Raw genomic sequence first — 15,509 nt, 5'->3', positions numbered from 1 at the left:
GTGCGTGTCGAGGGCCGGTGAGTCAGGCCTCTATCAGCTTACGGTCACAATAGGCGAACCGCTCGCTGCCGTCCCGGGATTCTCGGTCGCGTCGGCCTCCGAGCCCATCTGCTCGGCCAGCCGCATGGCCTCTTCGATCAGCGTCTCGACGATCTGCGATTCGGGCACCGTCTTGATCACCTCGCCCTTGACGAAGATCTGGCCTTTCCCGTTGCCGGAAGCCACGCCCAGGTCCGCCTCGCGGGCCTCGCCGGGGCCGTTGACCACGCACCCCATCACCGCGACGCGCAGCGGCACGTCGAGTCCGTCCAGTCCGGCGGTCACCTCGTTGGCCAAGGTGTAGACGTCGACCTGAGCGCGACCGCAGGACGGGCAGGACACGATCTCCAGACCGCGCGGGCGCAGATTGAGCGACTCCAGGATCTGGGTGCCGACTTTCACTTCCTCGACCGGGGGCGCGGAGAGCGAGACCCGGATGGTGTCGCCGATGCCCCTGGACAGCAGCGCACCGAAGGCGACGGCGGACTTGATGGTGCCCTGGAACGCCGGTCCGGCTTCGGTGACACCCAGATGCAGCGGATAGTCGCACTGCTCGGCCAGCTGCTGGTAGGCCGCGACCATGATCACCGGGTCGTTGTGCTTGACGCTGATCTTGATGTTGCCGAAACCGTGCTCCTCGAACAGCGAGGCCTCCCACAGCGCCGACTCGACCAGCGCCTCCGGGGTGGCCTTGCCGTACTTCTGCATGAAGCGCTTGTCCAGCGAACCCGCGTTGACGCCGATACGGATCGGGATGCCGGCGGCGCCGGCGGCTTTGGCCACCTCGCCGACCCGGCCGTCGAACTCCTTGATGTTGCCGGGATTGACGCGGACGGCCGCGCACCCGGCGTCGATGGCGGCGAAGATGTACTTCGGTTGGAAGTGGATGTCGGCGATGACCGGGATCTGGCTGTGCTTGGCGATCTCGGCCAGTGCGTCGGCGTCCTCTTGGCGCGGGCATGCCACCCGGACGATGTCGCAGCCGGCCGCGGTCAACTCGGCGATCTGCTGCAACGTGGTGTTGACGTCATGGGTTTTGGTGGTGCACATCGACTGCACCGCTATCGGATGGTCGCTGCCCACCCCGACGTCGCGCACCATCAGCTGACGCGTTTTACGGCGGGGAGCCAGCGTGGGCGCCGGGGGCTGCGGCAGGCCCAGGCCAACGGTCACTGTTCTGCCTTCTCTCTATTTACTGGAACAGGCGGATCGGGTTGACCAGGTCGGCGGTGACGGTCAACAGCATGTACCCGACCACGAAAATCAGCACGACGTAGGTCGCCGGCATCAATTTCAGATAGTTCACCGGGGCGGCGGCCACCTTGCCGCGCGCCGACCGAATCGTGTTGCGGATCTTCTCGTACACCGCGACCGCGATGTGGCCGCCGTCGAACGGCAACAACGGCAACAGATTGATCGCGCCCAGGATGAGGTTCAGCTGGGCCAGGAAGAACCAGAACGCCACCCACAGGCCGTGGTCGACGGTGTCGCCGCCGATGATGCTGGCGCCGACGACGCTCATCGGGGTCTGCGGGTCCCGCTCTCCGCCGCCGATGGCATTGACCAGGGCACCAACCTTGGTCGGGATGGCGGCCAGCGATTTGCCGACCTCGACGGTCAACTGCCCGGCGAAGACGAACGTTCCCGGCACCGCGGTGAGCACGTTGTAATGGGTGGGTTCGTTACGGGTGGCGCCCACCCCGATGGCGCCGACCGTGGCGGGTTCGAGTTGCTTGCCCTGCGCGTTGGGGACGTAGCGCTGGGTGGATTCGACGGTCACGTTCGTGGTGATGGTCCTGCCGTCCCGCTCGACGACGACCGGGACGGTGCCGTGCAGCTTGCGCACCGCGGTGGCCATTTCCTCGAACGAGGACACCGGGGTGTCCCCCACCTTGACCACCACGTCACCGACCCGGATCCCGGCCTGGGCCGCGGGGCCCGGACCGTTGCACTTGTCCAGCTTGCCTTTGCTGGTTTCCGGTGCCACGCAACTGACTTCGCCGACGACGGCTTTGGTGGACGGGTGCAGGTTGGGCAGTCCCCAGATCAGCGCGATCGCGTACATCAGCACCAGGCAGATGACGAAGTTCATGCCCGGCCCGGCGAACAGCACCGCCACCCGCTTCCAGGTGGCCTGCTTGTACATCGCGCGGTCCTCCTCGTCAGGCGCGAGTTCCTCGACCGGCGTCATCCCGGCGATATCGCAGAAGCCGCCCGCCGGAATGGCCTTGAAGCCGTACTGGGTCTCGCCGCGCCGGGTGGACCACAGCGTGGGACCGAAGCCGACGAAGTAGCGGCGCACCTTCATGCCGGTGGCGCGCGCGGCCCACATGTGTCCGCACTCGTGCAGGGCGACCGAGATGAGGATGGCAAGTGCGAACAGCACAATGCCGACGACGAACATCATCAGCCTGATACGACCTTTCTCACGCCAGCGACTCCGACCGACGCCGAGCTTGTTTTCGCGATCGCGCGCTGTGCCCGCTCGCGGGCCCAGCGCTGCGCCTCGAGTACCTCATCCACGGTAGCGGGTACCTGGCCGAATTGCGGGGCCCACCGGTCGGCGGCGTGCAACACATCAGCGACGGTGTGCACGATCGCGGGGAATCCGATCCGGCCGCCGAGGAAGGCCGCAGCCGCCTCTTCGTTGGCCGCGTTGTAGATGGCGGTCATGCAGCCGCCTGTTTCGCCGGCAGCGCGGGCCAGTTCCACGGCCGGAAAGACGTCGCTGTCCAGCGGCTCGAATTCCCAGGTCGACGCCGTGCTGAAATCACACGCGGCGGCGGCACCGCTGACCCGGTGCGGCCAGCCCAGCGCCAGCGAGATCGGCAGCTTCATGTCCGGCGGACTGGCCTGGGCGATCGTCGAGCCGTCGATGAAGGTGACCATCGAGTGCACGATCGACTGCGGGTGCACGACGACATCGATGCGGTCGTAGGGGATGCCGAAAAGCAGGTGGGTTTCGATGAGCTCGAGCCCCTTGTTGACCAGCGTGGCCGAGTTCAGCGTGTTCATCGGCCCCATCGACCAGGTCGGATGCGCGCCGGCTTGCTCGGGGCTCACGCCGTGCAGGTCGTCGGCCGACCAGCCCCGGAACGGCCCGCCCGAGGCCGTCAGCACCAGCTTGGCGACCTCGTCGGCGGTGCCCCCGCGCAGGCACTGGGCCAGCGCGGAGTGTTCGGAGTCCACCGGCACGAGCTGGCCCGGGCGCGCCGCTGCCAGCACCAGAGGTCCGCCGGCGATCAGAGATTCCTTGTTGGCCAGGGCGAGGCGGGCACCGGATTCCAGTGCGGCCAGCGTCGGCCCCAACCCGAGGGCGCCGACCAGGGCGTTGAGCACGACGTCGGCGTCGGTGTCCTGGACCAGCCGGGTGGCGGCATCGGGGCCGCGGTAGGGAATGTCGCCGGCCCGCTCCGCGGCGGCCGCGTCGGCCACCGCGATGTTGGTCACCCCGGTCTCGGCACGCTGCCGCAGCAGCGTGTCCATATTGTGACCACCGGCGGCCAGCCCGACCACCTCGAAGCGGTCCGGGTTGGCGGCGATGACCTCGAGCGCCTGGGTACCGATCGAGCCGGTGCTGCCCAGCACCAGCACCCGCAACCGGCGTTCGGCCGGCCCGTCATCGCCGATAGTCACCCGTCCATTGTGCCGCCAGGCACCGTCAGACGATCATCGAGCCGCGAGGCACCGTCCAAAATCAGTCCGCGGCGGGCACCGTACCGAATGACTGACATGTTGACCCTCGCCCTAGTCGGCTTCGTCGGTGGCCTGATCACCGGGATCTCGCCGTGCATCCTGCCGGTCCTACCGGTCATCTTCTTCTCCGGAGCCCAGCGCACGCCGACCGCTCAATCCGACAGCGCGGTGGCGGTCAAGCCAGAACAGTCCCGCGCGCAGCGGACCCGGCCCTATCGGGTGATCGGCGGTCTGGTGCTCAGCTTCAGCGTGGTCACCCTGCTGGGCTCGGCGCTGCTGTCAGCGCTGCGACTGCCCCAGAACGCACTTCGGTGGGCGGCACTGATCGCATTGCTGGCGATCGGTGTGGGCCTGGTGTTCCCGCGCTTCGAACAACTGCTGGAACGGCCGTTCGCCCGCCTACCGCAACGTCACATCGGCAGTGCCGCCGATGGATTCGGTCTCGGCCTGGCACTGGGCGTGCTCTACGTCCCGTGTGCGGGCCCGGTGCTGGCCGCCATCGTCGTAGCCGGGGCCACCGCGAAGGTCGGCGTGGGCACCGTGATGCTCACCGCGGCGTTCGCTATCGGCGCTGCGGTGCCATTGTTGTTCTTCGCACTGGCTGGACAGCGGATCACCCAGCGCGTCAGCGCCTTTCGACGGCGGCAACGCGAGATCCGGATCGGCGCGGGAATCGTCACTATTCTGCTCGCGGTCGCCCTGGTGTTCGACCTGCCCGCGGTGTTGCAGCGAGCGATTCCCGACTACACCTCGTCGCTGCAGCAGCAGGTCGCCGGATCACGGCAGGTCCAGGAAAGGTTGCGGGGCGTCGCCAGCGGGCAGCTGGCCGATTGCAGCAATGCGTCGACCCAGCTCCAGAACTGCGGTGCGGCACCGGATTTCAAAGGGATCACCAGATGGCTGAACACCCCCGGCGGCGCACCGGTCGCCCTGGATTCGTTGCGCGGCAAGGTCGTACTGGTCGACTTCTGGGCCTACTCGTGCATCAACTGCCAGCGCGCCATCCCGCATGTGGTCGGCTGGTATCGGGCTTACCGGGACAGTGGGTTGGCGGTGATCGGCGTGCACACGCCCGAGTACGCCTTCGAGAAGGTGCCCGCCAACGTCGCCCAGGGTGCGGCCGATCTGGACATCACCTACCCGGTCGCATTGGACGACAACTACTCCACGTGGACCAACTACCACAACCTGTACTGGCCGGCCGAATACCTCATCGACGCCGACGGCGTGGTGCGGCACACCAAATTCGGCGAAGGTGACTACAAGCAGACCGAGTTGCTGATCAGGCAGTTGCTTGCCGACGCCCAGCCCGGTGTCCGGCTTCCTGAGCCTGTCGACGCACCGGATCTGACACCCACCACTGTGCTGACCCCGGAGACGTACTTCGGTGTCGGCAAAGCCGCCAACTTCGGTGGCGGCGGCGCATACGACGAAGGCGCGGCGACGTTCAGCTACCCGCCGAACCTGGCGTCCGACAAGTTCGCACTGCGCGGCCGCTGGTCACTGGACTATCAGGGCGCCACCGCCGGCGGCGACGACTCGACGGTCAAACTCAACTACCACGCCAAGGACGTGTACGTGGTGGTCGGCGGCACCGGCACCCTGAGCGTGACGCGGGACGGCAAGACCACGACGCTAGCCATCAACGGACCCCCGACCAGCCATCGGATGGTGGCCGGCGAGGCGCTTGCCACCGCAACCGTCGAGGTGCGCGCCAGCAAGGGCTTGCAGTTTTTCTCGTTCACTTACGGCTGAACCCATCCAGGTGTCGGTCCACTCCGAATCACTGGGGTCGGGGGGTCTCAGCACATAGCGACGAGCAAAGGAACGAGCGACGATGAAGACGCAGAATTCAATCGCAGCAACCGGTTTCGCGGCCGCCCTGGTGGCCTGCGCGGTAGCTGTGTCCCCGACCGCGTCGGCGGCCGATCTGGTGGGCCCGGGTTGTGGGGATTATGCAGCCATGAACCCCACCGGTCCGGCTTCGGTGCAGGGCATGTCGCAGGTCCCGGTGACCGAGGCAGCCGCGAACAACCCGATGCTCACCATGCTGACCTCGGCGCTGTCCGGCGGGCTCAACCCGCAGGTGAACCTCGTCGACACCCTCAACAGCGGCCAGTACACGGTGTTCGCGCCCACCGACGCCGCCTTCGCCAAGTTGCCGGCGGCCACCGTCGAGCAGCTCAAGACCGACGCACCGATGCTGACCAGCATCCTGACCTACCACGTGGTCAACGGTCAGGCCAGTCCGGCCAGGGTCGCCGGCACCCACCCGACTCTGCAGGGCGCCAGCCTGATGGTGACCGGCCAAGGCAACAACATCCGGGTCAACAATGCCGGTCTGGTCTGCGGCGGCGTCTCGACGGCCAACGCTCAGGTGTACATGATCGACACGGTGCTGATGCCGCCGTCGTAACAGGTGCTTCGCTGCTCGCCGGCGGACGGCTGTGCCAGAATGTCAGGGTCTGAATCCAGTCCAACCGGAGGGATCGCCGTGGCAAGTACTGAGGTGGAGCCGTACGCCGGCGTCGACGAAGCTGAGGTGCCGTCCGCGCGGTGGGGCTGGAGCAGGATCAACTACCGCACCTGGTACGGCGTCGGTATCGCCAGCATCGTGCTGCTGCTGGCGTTCCTGCGCGGCAACCACGTGGGACACGTCGAGGACATCTTCTGTGTCGGGTTCGCCGTGGTCGTCCTGTTCATTCTGGTTCGCGACATCTGGGGACGACGCCGCGGCTGGTTGCGGTAACCCGGCCTCAACCGGGCCCGGCAGGACCACCCTGCCGGTGCGGTGCGGCGCGGTTGCGTCGGCGCCGCCCGGCGCCCAGCGCCGCAATCACCACCAGCGCCAAGCCCAGCAACCACGGCCAGCCGCCATGCTGGTGCACCCAGCCCGCGACGGCGCCCTGCAGTCGTCCGGCAGCGGCGATCACCGCATCGTCGGGACTGCCGTTCGCGGTGAAAAGCCGAACCTCATAGAGGCCGTAGTAGCCGACGTACAGGCCGGCCAGGATCAGCACAACCCCGCCGGCCCGGCTGACACACGGTAAAACCCGGCGCACGCGCTCGACCAGCGTGGCGCTCGCCGCGGCCGCCCCCACCGCCAGGACCCCCACCACCAACGACAGCCCGGCCACATAGGCGGCGTAGACCGCGATGCCGTCGAGCACCGAACCGCTGCGCAGCCCGGCGCCGGTGACCGCCAGAAAAGGTCCGACGGTGCACGACAACGAGGCGATCGCGTAGCTGACGCCATAGCCGAACATCGAACCCAACCGCGCGGTCGGCGCCCAGCGCGGACCGAACGGGTTCGGTGCCGGCAGCTCCCGCCCGGCCAGCAGCCAACCGCCGAGGCCGATCAGCACCAGCCCGATCAGCACCGTCGCATACGGCAGGTAGCGCTGCACCGTCGCACCGGCCGAGATGGTCAGCAGCCCGAAGGCGCCGAACACCGCCACAAACCCCAGCACCATTCCCAGCGTCGCGCCCACTGCGCGGCCGAGCGCCACGATCGGACGCCGGGATCGTTCGCCGCGCACCACCAGCAGCAGGTACGCGGGCAGCAACGCAAAACCGCACGGGTTGAGCGCAGCCACCAGGCCGGCGGCGAATGCCAGTCCGAGCAGGGGCTGACTCACCCGGTCAGGACAGCGCGGCGACCCGGGCGGACAAGTCCTGCTGGGACATGGCCGAGCTGGTGTTGTTCACGAACGTGGACGAACCGTCGGAACGGTAGAACACCCAGGCAGGCTGCCAGGGCACGTTGTAGCGGGCCCAGATCGCACCGTCGGCGTCGTTGAGGTTGGTGAAGTTCAGGCCGTACTTGGCGACGAAGTCCTGCATCTGCCCGATGTCGGAATGCGCGGCGATGCCGACGAAAGTCACCTTCGGATTGGCTGCCGCCACCTGGCTGAGGGTGGCCGCTTCGGCGTTGCAGAACGGGCAGAAGGGGGTCCAGAACCACAAGACCGCCGGTTTGCCCTGCAGGCTGGCCCCATCGAACGGGGCTCCGCTCAGCGTGGTGCCGGTGAAATTCAGCCGGTCGTCGGCGGCCACCGCGCGCGGCGCGGTAACCAGGCCCGTCATCAGGACGACCGCGACGGCGGTGGCGGCAAAGATCTTGAGTGGGAACATCAGGCATCGGAGCACGGCACACCTCATTCGGTCGGCGGTTTACCCAGCACACCGGTTACCCCGCCGGACGGTTCATCACGCCTCGGGCCCGCTCCAGCTACCCGCCTTCGGCGGCCAGCTGTCCGCAGGCCCCAGCCCAATCGCCCGCGCTCCAGCTACCCGCCTTCGGCGGCCAGCTGTCCGCAGGCCCAAGCCGAATCGCCCGCGCTCCAGCTACCCGCCTTCGGCGGCCAGCTGTCCGCAGGCGGCGCTTATCTCGCGGCCGCGGGTGTCCCGCACCGTACATGAAACACCTTGCGCGCGAACACGTTTGACGAATTCCCGCTCCACCGGCTTGGGACTGGCGTCCCAGTCGCTGCCCGGAGTCGGGTTCAACGGGATCAGATTGACGTGCGCCAGCGGACCCAACGCCCGGTGCAGCAGCTTGCCCAACATGTCCGCCCGCCACGGATGATCGTTGACCGCACGGATCAGCGCGTACTCCACCGACACCCGCCGGCCCGTCACGTCCGCGTAGTGACGGGCGGCTTCGAGCGCCTCGGAAACCTTCCACCTGTTGTTGACCGGAACCAGGGTGTCGCGCAGTTCGTCATCGGGAGCGTGCAACGACAACGCCAGCGTCACGCCGAGCCGCTCGTCGGCCAGCTTGCGGATCGCCGGAGCCAGACCCACCGTCGACACCGTCACCGACCGGGCCGAGATCCCGAAGCCGGACGGCGGCGGCTCGGTGATGCGGCGCACGGCGGCAACAACTCTGGCGTAGTTGGCCAGCGGCTCCCCCATACCCATGAACACCACATTGGACAACCGCTCGCCGAATTCATCGCGCGACGCGACCGCTGCGGCGCGCACCTGCTCCAGGATCTCGGCGGTGGACAGATTGCGGGTCAGCCCGCCCTGGCCGGTGGCGCAGAACGGGCAGGCCATCCCGCAGCCCGCCTGCGAAGAGATGCACACCGTGTTCCGCTGCGGATAACGCATCAGCACCGACTCCACGGTGGCGCCATCGGCGCACCGCCACAACGTCTTTCGCGTCTGACCGGAATCGCAGGTAACTTCGCGGTGCGCGGTCAGCAGAGCGGGGAACATGCTCGAGGCGACCTGGTCGCGAACCGCGGCCGGCAGATCCGTCATCTGGTGTGGATCGGCGATCAGCCGCCCGTAGTACTGGCTCGCCAGTTGCTTGGCGCGAAACGCCGGCAATCCCAGCTCCGCGACTGCCGCCACGCGACCGGCCGCATCGAGGTCGGCCAGGTGCCGCGGTGGCTTACCGCGGCGTGGCGCATCGAATACCAACTCTTGGACCATGACCAGTCCAGTATCAGGGCAACAGCGTCAAAACGGTCCACGCGGCCACCGCTGAGGGCAGCACCCCGTCCAATCGATCCATCAACCCACCGTGGCCGGGCAGCAACCGGCCCATGTCCTTGATCCCCAGATCACGCTTCACCTGCGACTCGATCAGGTCGCCCAGGGTGGTGGTCAGCACGAAGAGCAGACCCAGCAGCACTCCGACCCACCACCGCTCGCCGGCCAACAGCGTCGCGGTCAAGATCGTGGCGGTGATCCCGCAGATCAACGAGCCGGCGAAGCCTTCCCAGGATTTCTTCGGGCTGATCGCCGGAACCATCGGATGCTTGCCGAACAGCGCCCCGACGGCATAACCCCCGGTGTCGGAGGAGATGACCGCGATCATCATGCAGAACACCCAGCCGGGGCCGTGCTGCGGGTCGTAGACCAGCATCGCGGCGAACGAGGCGAACAGCGGCACCCAGGCGGCCAGGAAAACGGTGGCCGACACATCGCGCAGGTAGTTACTCGGCGGCGGTGTCCCGTCGGCCTCCGGCTTGGCCTGCATGAACAGCCGCCAGATCAGGCAGATGACCACCATGCCGCCGAATCCGGCCGCCGCGCCGGCAGCACGATAAGGCCAGGTCAGCCACACCGTCGCCTGTCCGCCGAGCAGCAACGGAATGACCGGGATCAGGTAACCGGCCTCGCGCAACCGCCGGACCACCTCGTGGCTGGCCACCAGCGTGGCCAGAGCGCAGTACAGCACCCAGAAATGCGGCACAAAGAGCAGGGTCGCAATCAGGACCGCGCCGATGCTGACGCCCACCGCGATCGCAGCGGGCAGGTCGCGGCCAGCGCGGGACTTCTTCTTGGCTGGCTGGGACGCCTCGACCGGCTCCTCGGTCGGGCTGCCGGCTTCGGCATCGGTGGTTGCCACGGAGGTGAACTGTCTGGACTGCTGTAGGCCGCTAGACCTCCAGCAGCTCGCCTTCTTTGTGTTTGACCAGCTCGTCGATCTGGGCGACGTACTGGTGGGTCGCCTTCTCCAGATCTTTCTCCGCTCGGCCGACCTCGTCCTCGCCGGCCTCGCCGTCCTTACGGATGCGGTGCAGTTCCTCCATCGCCTTGCGACGGATGTTGCGGATCGAGACCCGGGCGTCCTCTCCCTTGGCCTTGGCCTGCTTGACCAGATCGCGCCGACGTTCCTCGGTGAGCTGCGGTATCGCCACTCGGATCAACGTGCCGTCGTTGGTGGGGTTGACACCCAGGTCAGAGTTGCGGATCGCCGTGACGATGGCATTCACCTGGCTGGCTTCATAGGGCTTGATGACGACGAGCCGCGCCTCGGGCACGTTGATGCTGGCCAGCTGGGTGATGGGCGTGGCTGCGCCGTAGTAGTCGATGACGATCCGGGAGAACATGCTCGGGTTCGCCCGGCCGGTCCGAATGGTCGACAGGTCGTCGCGGGCCACCGAAACGGCCTTTTCCATTTTCTCCTCGGCGTCGAAGAGAGCCTCGTCAATCATCTGCACCGCTCCTCTCCCCCGCACGCGGGTGGTACCCCGCATGGCTTGTTGTGTCGCCGTCGGCAGGCATCATGTCCGCGTCATCTCAGGTGGTGACCAGTGTCCCGATCTTCTCACCAGCGACCGCCCGGGCGATATTGCCGTCGGTCAGCAGGTTGAACACCAGGATCGGCATGCCATTGTCCATACAGAGACTGAACGCGGTGGCATCGGCCACGCGCAAGCCGCGGTCGATCACCTCGCGGTGGCTGATCGCGCTGAGCATTTCCGCGTCCGGGTTGTCCCGCGGATCCTCGGTGAACACACCGTCGACCGCTTTGGCCATCAGCACCACGTCCGCACCGATCTCCAACGCCCGCTGGGCGGCCGTGGTGTCGGTGGAGAAGTACGGCAGGCCCATGCCGGCGCCGAAGATCACCACGCGCCCTTTTTCCAGGTGCCGCACCGCGCGTAACGGGAGGTACGGCTCGGCCACCTGGCCCATGGTGATCGCGGTCTGCACCCGCGTGGCGATGCCTTCCTTCTCCAGGAAGTCCTGCAAGGCAAGGCTGTTCATCACTGTGCCGAGCATGCCCATGTAGTCCGACCGGGTGCGTTCCATACCGCGCTGTTGCAGCTGCGCGCCGCGGAAGAAATTGCCCCCGCCGATCACCACGGCGACCTGCACCCCGGAGCGAACCACCTCGGCGATCTGCCGAGCCACCAACGCGACAACGTCGGGATCCAGCCCCACCTGACCGCCGCCGAACATCTCGCCGCCCAATTTGAGCAGCACGCGAGAGAACTTCGACGGCGGGCCGGAAACCGCGGCGGTCGCCGACACGCCGTTGCTCTCCGCAGGCTCTGTCATCGGTCTCCTCGCAAGAAAGTGTCATCCCAGCAAACCACCCGGCACGACCCCTCTCATCCTGCCTCATCTTCCGCTACCGACGGGGACGGGGTCCCGGAGTCGTCGTACAGGTTTGGCGGCGCGGCACCGTGGGAACCCGCTTTGCGCCGGGGTGACATGGGGGTCTTGAGAAAAGAATCGCGTTGCCCGGCAGTGTGTTGACCGCTGGTTCGGTCGGCACCACCCCGACAGACGCCTACCGATGCGGCCGATCAAGGAGGAATTCATGGCGGACAGCAACTCTGGACCCGCGGAAGCGGTCAAGGGTGTCGTCGAGGACGTCAAAGGCAAAGCCAAAGAAGCGGTCGGCACCGTGACCGGTCGCGGCGACCTGATCAACGAGGGCGAAGCCCAGCAGGACAAGGCCGAAGCTCAGCGCGACGCCGCGAAGAAGGAAGCGCAGGCCGAGGCGGCTCGCGGTGCGGCCGAAGTCGCCGAAGAGCGCCAGAAGGCCAACCAGTAGAACTTGTCACAAGGATGGGCCCGGTCTGTGTACACGGACCGGGCCCATCGAACATCTCCGGGTAGGGTTTCCGGCGCTGTAACAAAGTTGGAATAATCGCGGGCGCAGGCAGTTTGCGCTGGGGGCGGATATCCACGGGGCTGCGGCAGGGACCGGCGGCACGCCGGTACCACCCTCGAGGCCTGGAGATACCAGTGGACGTTCTGCTCCTCACCAACGACAACCATTTCGAATCCTCATTGCAGCTGGGATCTTTCGCCCTCACGGTGCGCAGCGCGCCGTTGAACGACGGTGATTTCTGGCGGCTCGACGGCGCCGACGTCGCAGTGATCGACGCCCGCACCGATTTGGTGGCCGCGCGGGCCGCGTGCCGCTGGCTGACCGCCACCGCGCCGGCACTGGCGGTCATTGCCGTGGTGACCCCGACAGACTTCGTGGCCGTCGACGTCGACTGGAACTTCGACGACGTGCTGCTGGCCTCCGCCGGGGCGGCCGAGTTGCAGGCACGGTTGCGGTTGGCGATCACCCGTCGTCGCAATGCCGTGGGCGGCACTCTGCAGTTCGGCGAGCTGGTGCTGCATCCATCCAGCTACACCGCGATGCTGCGGGACCGGGACCTCGGGCTGACGTTGACCGAGTTCAAGTTGTTGAACTTCCTGGTCCAGCACGCCGGCCGCGCGTTCAGCCGGACCCGGTTGATGCACGAGGTGTGGGGTTATGAGAGCAACGGGCGGGTCCGCACGGTGGACGTTCACATCCGTCGACTGCGCGCCAAGCTGGGGCCCGCGCACGAGTCGATGGTCGACACCGTCCGCGGGGTGGGCTACATGGCCGCCACCCCGCCGCAACCACGCTGGGTTGTCGGCGAACCGGTGCTGAGTCCGGTATCCGACGCCGTCGCGCGGTGACCCGCTAACCGAACAGCGGCAGCGTCCGTTTGCGGGCCAGCGCATCCATCCCTGCTTGAATGCTGTCTTCGACTTCCCGGTACTTCGCGTCGATGTACTCATCGTCGCCGGCGCGGGCGGGATCCGAGTCGATCTCGACAGGCGGCATGAATCGCGTCCTGATCTTGGCCGGCAGCGGCAGTTGCGGCAGGGCCGCCGGGGCGATACCCCAGGGCAGCGAGACCGCGAGCGGAAAGACCTTCAGCCGCAGCAGTTTGTCCAGCCGCAGCGTCTTTGACAGTTGGTCGCCGCGAATCAGCACCGGCATCGCGTCGGCGCCGCCGACAGTGGCGATCGGCACGATCGGCACCCCCGCCCGGATCGCCATCTTCACGAATCCCTTGCGTCCGGCGAGGTTGGCGCGGTCCCGCTCGCTCCAGGGCCGCAGCGAATCCACTTCGCCGCCGGGCCACAGGGCCACGTCGCGCCCCTCGGCCAGCGCCGTGGCGATCGCGTCCGGCGCCGCCGGCAGCACGCCCATGGACCGGAAGTAGCGCCCGATGCCGGGAATCGCCATCAACGCGTCGTGCGCCGTGCCGTGCAGCGGGCGGTCCGGACCGAACCGCCGCCACCACTGCAGGCCCACCGTCCACGCATCCCAGACGAATGGCGCGCCGGAGTGGATGCCGATCAGCAGAACCGGGGACTCCCCGACGTTTTCCCAGCCGTCGATCTCCATCCGGAACCAGTAGTCGACCAGCACGTTCCAGAAGAACTTCTGCCGTTGCATGGTGGCTTCGTCCTGGCCGTCGAGGGACCAGTCCCCGGCCCGATCAGCAACCCAGCCGCTGACGCCGCCGCTCTGCTTGTCGCGCTTTTCCGCCATGGTCGAACGGGCTTCTTCGGCGTGGTGGCGTGCCTGCTCGAGAACGTCTTCCGATCGGTGATCTGTGTGGGTCATGGCTTGTGGCATACCCCACATGTCCATAGAAAACTCCGATAAACGAGACCTCCCCGCGCCGGTTGAGTGGCGCGGGGAGGGTCGTCTAGCTACGGGTACCGACTATTACGCGGGTTCCGACGGGTTGGGCTCCGCGGCGTTCGGGCCGGGTACCGAGTTCGGGCCGGTCATCGAGTTCGGCGCCGCAGGGTTGGGGCCGGTCATCGAGTTCGGCGCCTGGTTCGGGCCGGGCACCGTGTTCGGCGCCTGGCCGGGCACCGTGTTCGGTGCCTGACCGGGCATCCCATTGGGTGCCTGGTTCGGCAGGGCGTTGGGCGCGGGAGCGGCGGCCGAACCACCCTCCCAGACCAGCGCGTCCTGCATGCCGTCGTTGTAGACAACGCGGGTCGGTGCAGCATTAGTCACGTCGAAGTAGATCTTCCCGCTGGTCATCCCGCCCTGCGTGATCGGCGCGGGGCTCAGTCCCTCAGGAGTTGCCTTGGTGCTGATGACGCGGTAGTTCGTGCCATCGGCGGTACGCGCGTTGAAGTTGGTCACGACGGGCGTGACGACTCCGTTGGTCGCATGCACCTGGACGTCGGCCTGCCAGAGCTGGCCCTTGACGGTGTAGCCCGGGATGGTGATGGTGGCGGGCTGCAGGTTGCTCACGGTGTACTCGGTGCTCAGCGGCCCGTCAACCAGGGTTTCGGGGGTCCCGAGACCGTCGACTATGGTGGGCGCAGCCGAGGCCGCTGCCGCACCGAACAGGCTGACAGCCGCGATTCCGGCGGCACCGATGACCGTTTTTGCAGTGGTAGTGCTGAACTTCACGCTCAATCCTCTCGTTTGGTGTCGTTCTCAGCAGTCAGCGTCTTACGTTCGCTGTGCCAACCGCACTTGCATCCCATTACCCACCGCACACCTACTCAAACAGCGCCGGGCTGGCAGAATTACCACACGCGGGGCCGCTAGCTGCGTAAACAGCGCACAAATTGACCTGTGCCACAATAATGATTTCGTCACATCTTCAACATTGGCACCACCGTAATTCACAATGCCGGACCGAAAACCTATCCGTCGAATGTCAAATATCCAGGATTAGCACCGGACCGCCGCTGCGCATTGAATACTTTTTTGCCCACCATTGTTGGCAGACCGATCGAGGTGAAATTCTCGGGATGCACCCGCGCCGGAGGAATACCTATGTCAATATCCTTGAGATGGATGCCACCGAGGACGCCCCGCTTGGTTATCTGCTGTATCGAGTGTCATCGGTACTGCGACCCGAGGCGTCCGCGGCGCTGAATCCGCTGGGCCTGACGCTGCCGGAATTCGTCTGCCTGCGCATCCTGTCCCAGTCGCCGGGATCGTCGAGCGCTGAACTGGCCCGTCATGCAAGCGTCACGCCACAGGCGATGCACACGGTGCTGCGCAAACTGGAAGACCTCGGCGCGGTGGACCGTCCGGCCTCGGTGTCCTCCGGGCGTGCCCTGCCGGCGTCGCTGACCGACGCCGGTCGCGAGCTGCTTCACCGTGCGGAGGCGGTGGTGCGTACCGCCGACGCCCGCATCCTGGCCAAACTGACCGCGGCCGAGCAGGCCGAGTTCAAGCGACTGCTGGACAAACTCGGGTCGGATTGACG

General features: G+C 67.0%; 16 protein-coding genes and 1 pseudogene. 6 read left to right on the top strand and 11 right to left on the bottom strand.

What is annotated here, in order from left to right; translation table 11 throughout:
- Positions 1–33: 33 nt before the first annotated feature.
- The 3 genes from ispG to dxr are packed head-to-tail and all read right to left on the bottom strand — an operon-like array spanning position 34 to position 3,675.
- Positions 34–1,212 (bottom strand): flavodoxin-dependent (E)-4-hydroxy-3-methylbut-2-enyl-diphosphate synthase, encoded by a 1,179-nt coding sequence (gene ispG / locus AC5Y6Y_RS13715; RefSeq protein ID WP_463826993.1) that lies wholly within the window; start codon positions 1,210–1,212, stop codon positions 34–36.
- A gap of 19 nt (positions 1,213–1,231) precedes the next feature.
- Positions 1,232–2,446, bottom strand: a complete 1,215-nt coding sequence (locus tag AC5Y6Y_RS13710) for a M50 family metallopeptidase (protein WP_463826994.1) — start codon at positions 2,444–2,446, stop codon at positions 1,232–1,234.
- Positions 2,446–3,675 (bottom strand): 1-deoxy-D-xylulose-5-phosphate reductoisomerase, encoded by a 1,230-nt coding sequence (gene dxr, locus AC5Y6Y_RS13705; RefSeq protein ID WP_473139950.1) that lies wholly within the window; start codon positions 3,673–3,675, stop codon positions 2,446–2,448. The genes AC5Y6Y_RS13710 and dxr overlap by 1 nt, the downstream gene beginning before the upstream one ends.
- Positions 3,676–3,771: 96 nt before the next feature.
- Here dxr and AC5Y6Y_RS13700 point away from each other — a divergent pair, with 96 nt between their 5' ends.
- The 3 genes from AC5Y6Y_RS13700 (at position 3,772) to AC5Y6Y_RS13690 (ending at position 6,484) form a co-directional block, all read left to right on the top strand.
- The gene (locus tag AC5Y6Y_RS13700) at positions 3,772–5,490 is read left to right on the top strand and encodes a cytochrome c biogenesis protein DipZ (protein WP_473139998.1); all 1,719 of its coding nucleotides are present in this window, start codon (positions 3,772–3,774) and stop codon (positions 5,488–5,490) included.
- Positions 5,491–5,572: 82 nt separating this feature from the next.
- A complete protein-coding gene (locus AC5Y6Y_RS13695) occupies positions 5,573–6,151 on the top strand; it encodes a fasciclin domain-containing protein (RefSeq protein ID WP_463826996.1) in 579 nt (192 codons plus the stop codon).
- A gap of 78 nt (positions 6,152–6,229) precedes the next feature.
- The gene (locus AC5Y6Y_RS13690; RefSeq protein ID WP_463826997.1) at positions 6,230–6,484 is read left to right on the top strand and encodes a DUF2631 domain-containing protein; all 255 of its coding nucleotides are present in this window, start codon (positions 6,230–6,232) and stop codon (positions 6,482–6,484) included.
- Between the two features lie 7 nt (positions 6,485–6,491).
- On the opposite strand, the gene AC5Y6Y_RS13685 is transcribed toward AC5Y6Y_RS13690, so the two are convergent.
- The 6 genes from AC5Y6Y_RS13685 to pyrH form a co-directional block, all read right to left on the bottom strand.
- Positions 6,492–7,373 (bottom strand): cytochrome c biogenesis CcdA family protein, encoded by an 882-nt coding sequence (locus tag AC5Y6Y_RS13685; RefSeq protein WP_473139951.1) that lies wholly within the window; start codon positions 7,371–7,373, stop codon positions 6,492–6,494.
- Positions 7,374–7,377: 4 nt separating this feature from the next.
- Positions 7,378–7,869 (bottom strand): disulfide bond-forming protein DsbE, encoded by a 492-nt coding sequence (dsbE, locus tag AC5Y6Y_RS13680; RefSeq protein ID WP_473139999.1) that lies wholly within the window; start codon positions 7,867–7,869, stop codon positions 7,378–7,380.
- A 213-nt stretch (positions 7,870–8,082) separates the two neighbouring features.
- On the bottom strand, positions 8,083–9,177 hold the full coding sequence (gene rlmN / locus AC5Y6Y_RS13675) for a dual-specificity RNA methyltransferase RlmN (protein ID WP_473139952.1): 1,095 nt from the start codon (positions 9,175–9,177) through the stop codon (positions 8,083–8,085).
- A gap of 13 nt (positions 9,178–9,190) precedes the next feature.
- Entirely contained in the window at positions 9,191–10,099 is a 909-nt protein-coding gene (locus AC5Y6Y_RS13670; RefSeq protein ID WP_463827000.1) for a phosphatidate cytidylyltransferase, read from the bottom strand.
- 31 nt (positions 10,100–10,130) lie between these two features.
- Positions 10,131–10,688, bottom strand: a complete 558-nt coding sequence (gene frr, locus AC5Y6Y_RS13665; RefSeq protein WP_463827001.1) for a ribosome recycling factor — start codon at positions 10,686–10,688, stop codon at positions 10,131–10,133.
- 85 nt (positions 10,689–10,773) lie between these two features.
- The gene (gene pyrH / locus AC5Y6Y_RS13660; RefSeq protein WP_463827002.1) at positions 10,774–11,538 is read right to left on the bottom strand and encodes a UMP kinase; all 765 of its coding nucleotides are present in this window, start codon (positions 11,536–11,538) and stop codon (positions 10,774–10,776) included.
- 265 nt (positions 11,539–11,803) lie between these two features.
- Between pyrH and mbp1 the strand changes: the two genes are divergently transcribed.
- On the top strand, positions 11,804–12,040 hold the full coding sequence (gene mbp1, locus AC5Y6Y_RS13655) for a microaggregate-binding protein 1 (protein ID WP_463827003.1): 237 nt from the start codon (positions 11,804–11,806) through the stop codon (positions 12,038–12,040).
- A 188-nt stretch (positions 12,041–12,228) separates the two neighbouring features.
- Positions 12,229–12,948, top strand: coding sequence for a winged helix-turn-helix domain-containing protein (locus tag AC5Y6Y_RS13650; protein ID WP_463827179.1), 720 nt, complete (start codon positions 12,229–12,231; stop codon positions 12,946–12,948).
- Between the two features lie 4 nt (positions 12,949–12,952).
- Here AC5Y6Y_RS13650 and AC5Y6Y_RS13645 read toward each other — a convergent pair whose 3' ends face one another.
- Positions 12,953–13,888, bottom strand: a complete 936-nt coding sequence (locus AC5Y6Y_RS13645; protein ID WP_473139953.1) for a lysophospholipid acyltransferase family protein — start codon at positions 13,886–13,888, stop codon at positions 12,953–12,955.
- A gap of 258 nt (positions 13,889–14,146) precedes the next feature.
- A pseudogene (locus AC5Y6Y_RS13640) lies at positions 14,147–14,698 on the bottom strand (MPT63 family protein); the annotation flags it as partial.
- A gap of 389 nt (positions 14,699–15,087) precedes the next feature.
- On the opposite strand from AC5Y6Y_RS13640, the gene AC5Y6Y_RS13635 reads away from it, so the two are divergent.
- Positions 15,088–15,507 (top strand): MarR family winged helix-turn-helix transcriptional regulator, encoded by a 420-nt coding sequence (locus tag AC5Y6Y_RS13635; RefSeq protein WP_473139954.1) that lies wholly within the window; start codon positions 15,088–15,090, stop codon positions 15,505–15,507.
- Positions 15,508–15,509: the final 2 nt, after the last annotated feature.

The organism is Mycobacterium sp. NGS24, assembly GCF_059813065.1.
The sequence above is the reverse complement of the archived record's forward strand: the minus strand, read 5'-3'. Positions and strand labels throughout refer to the sequence as shown.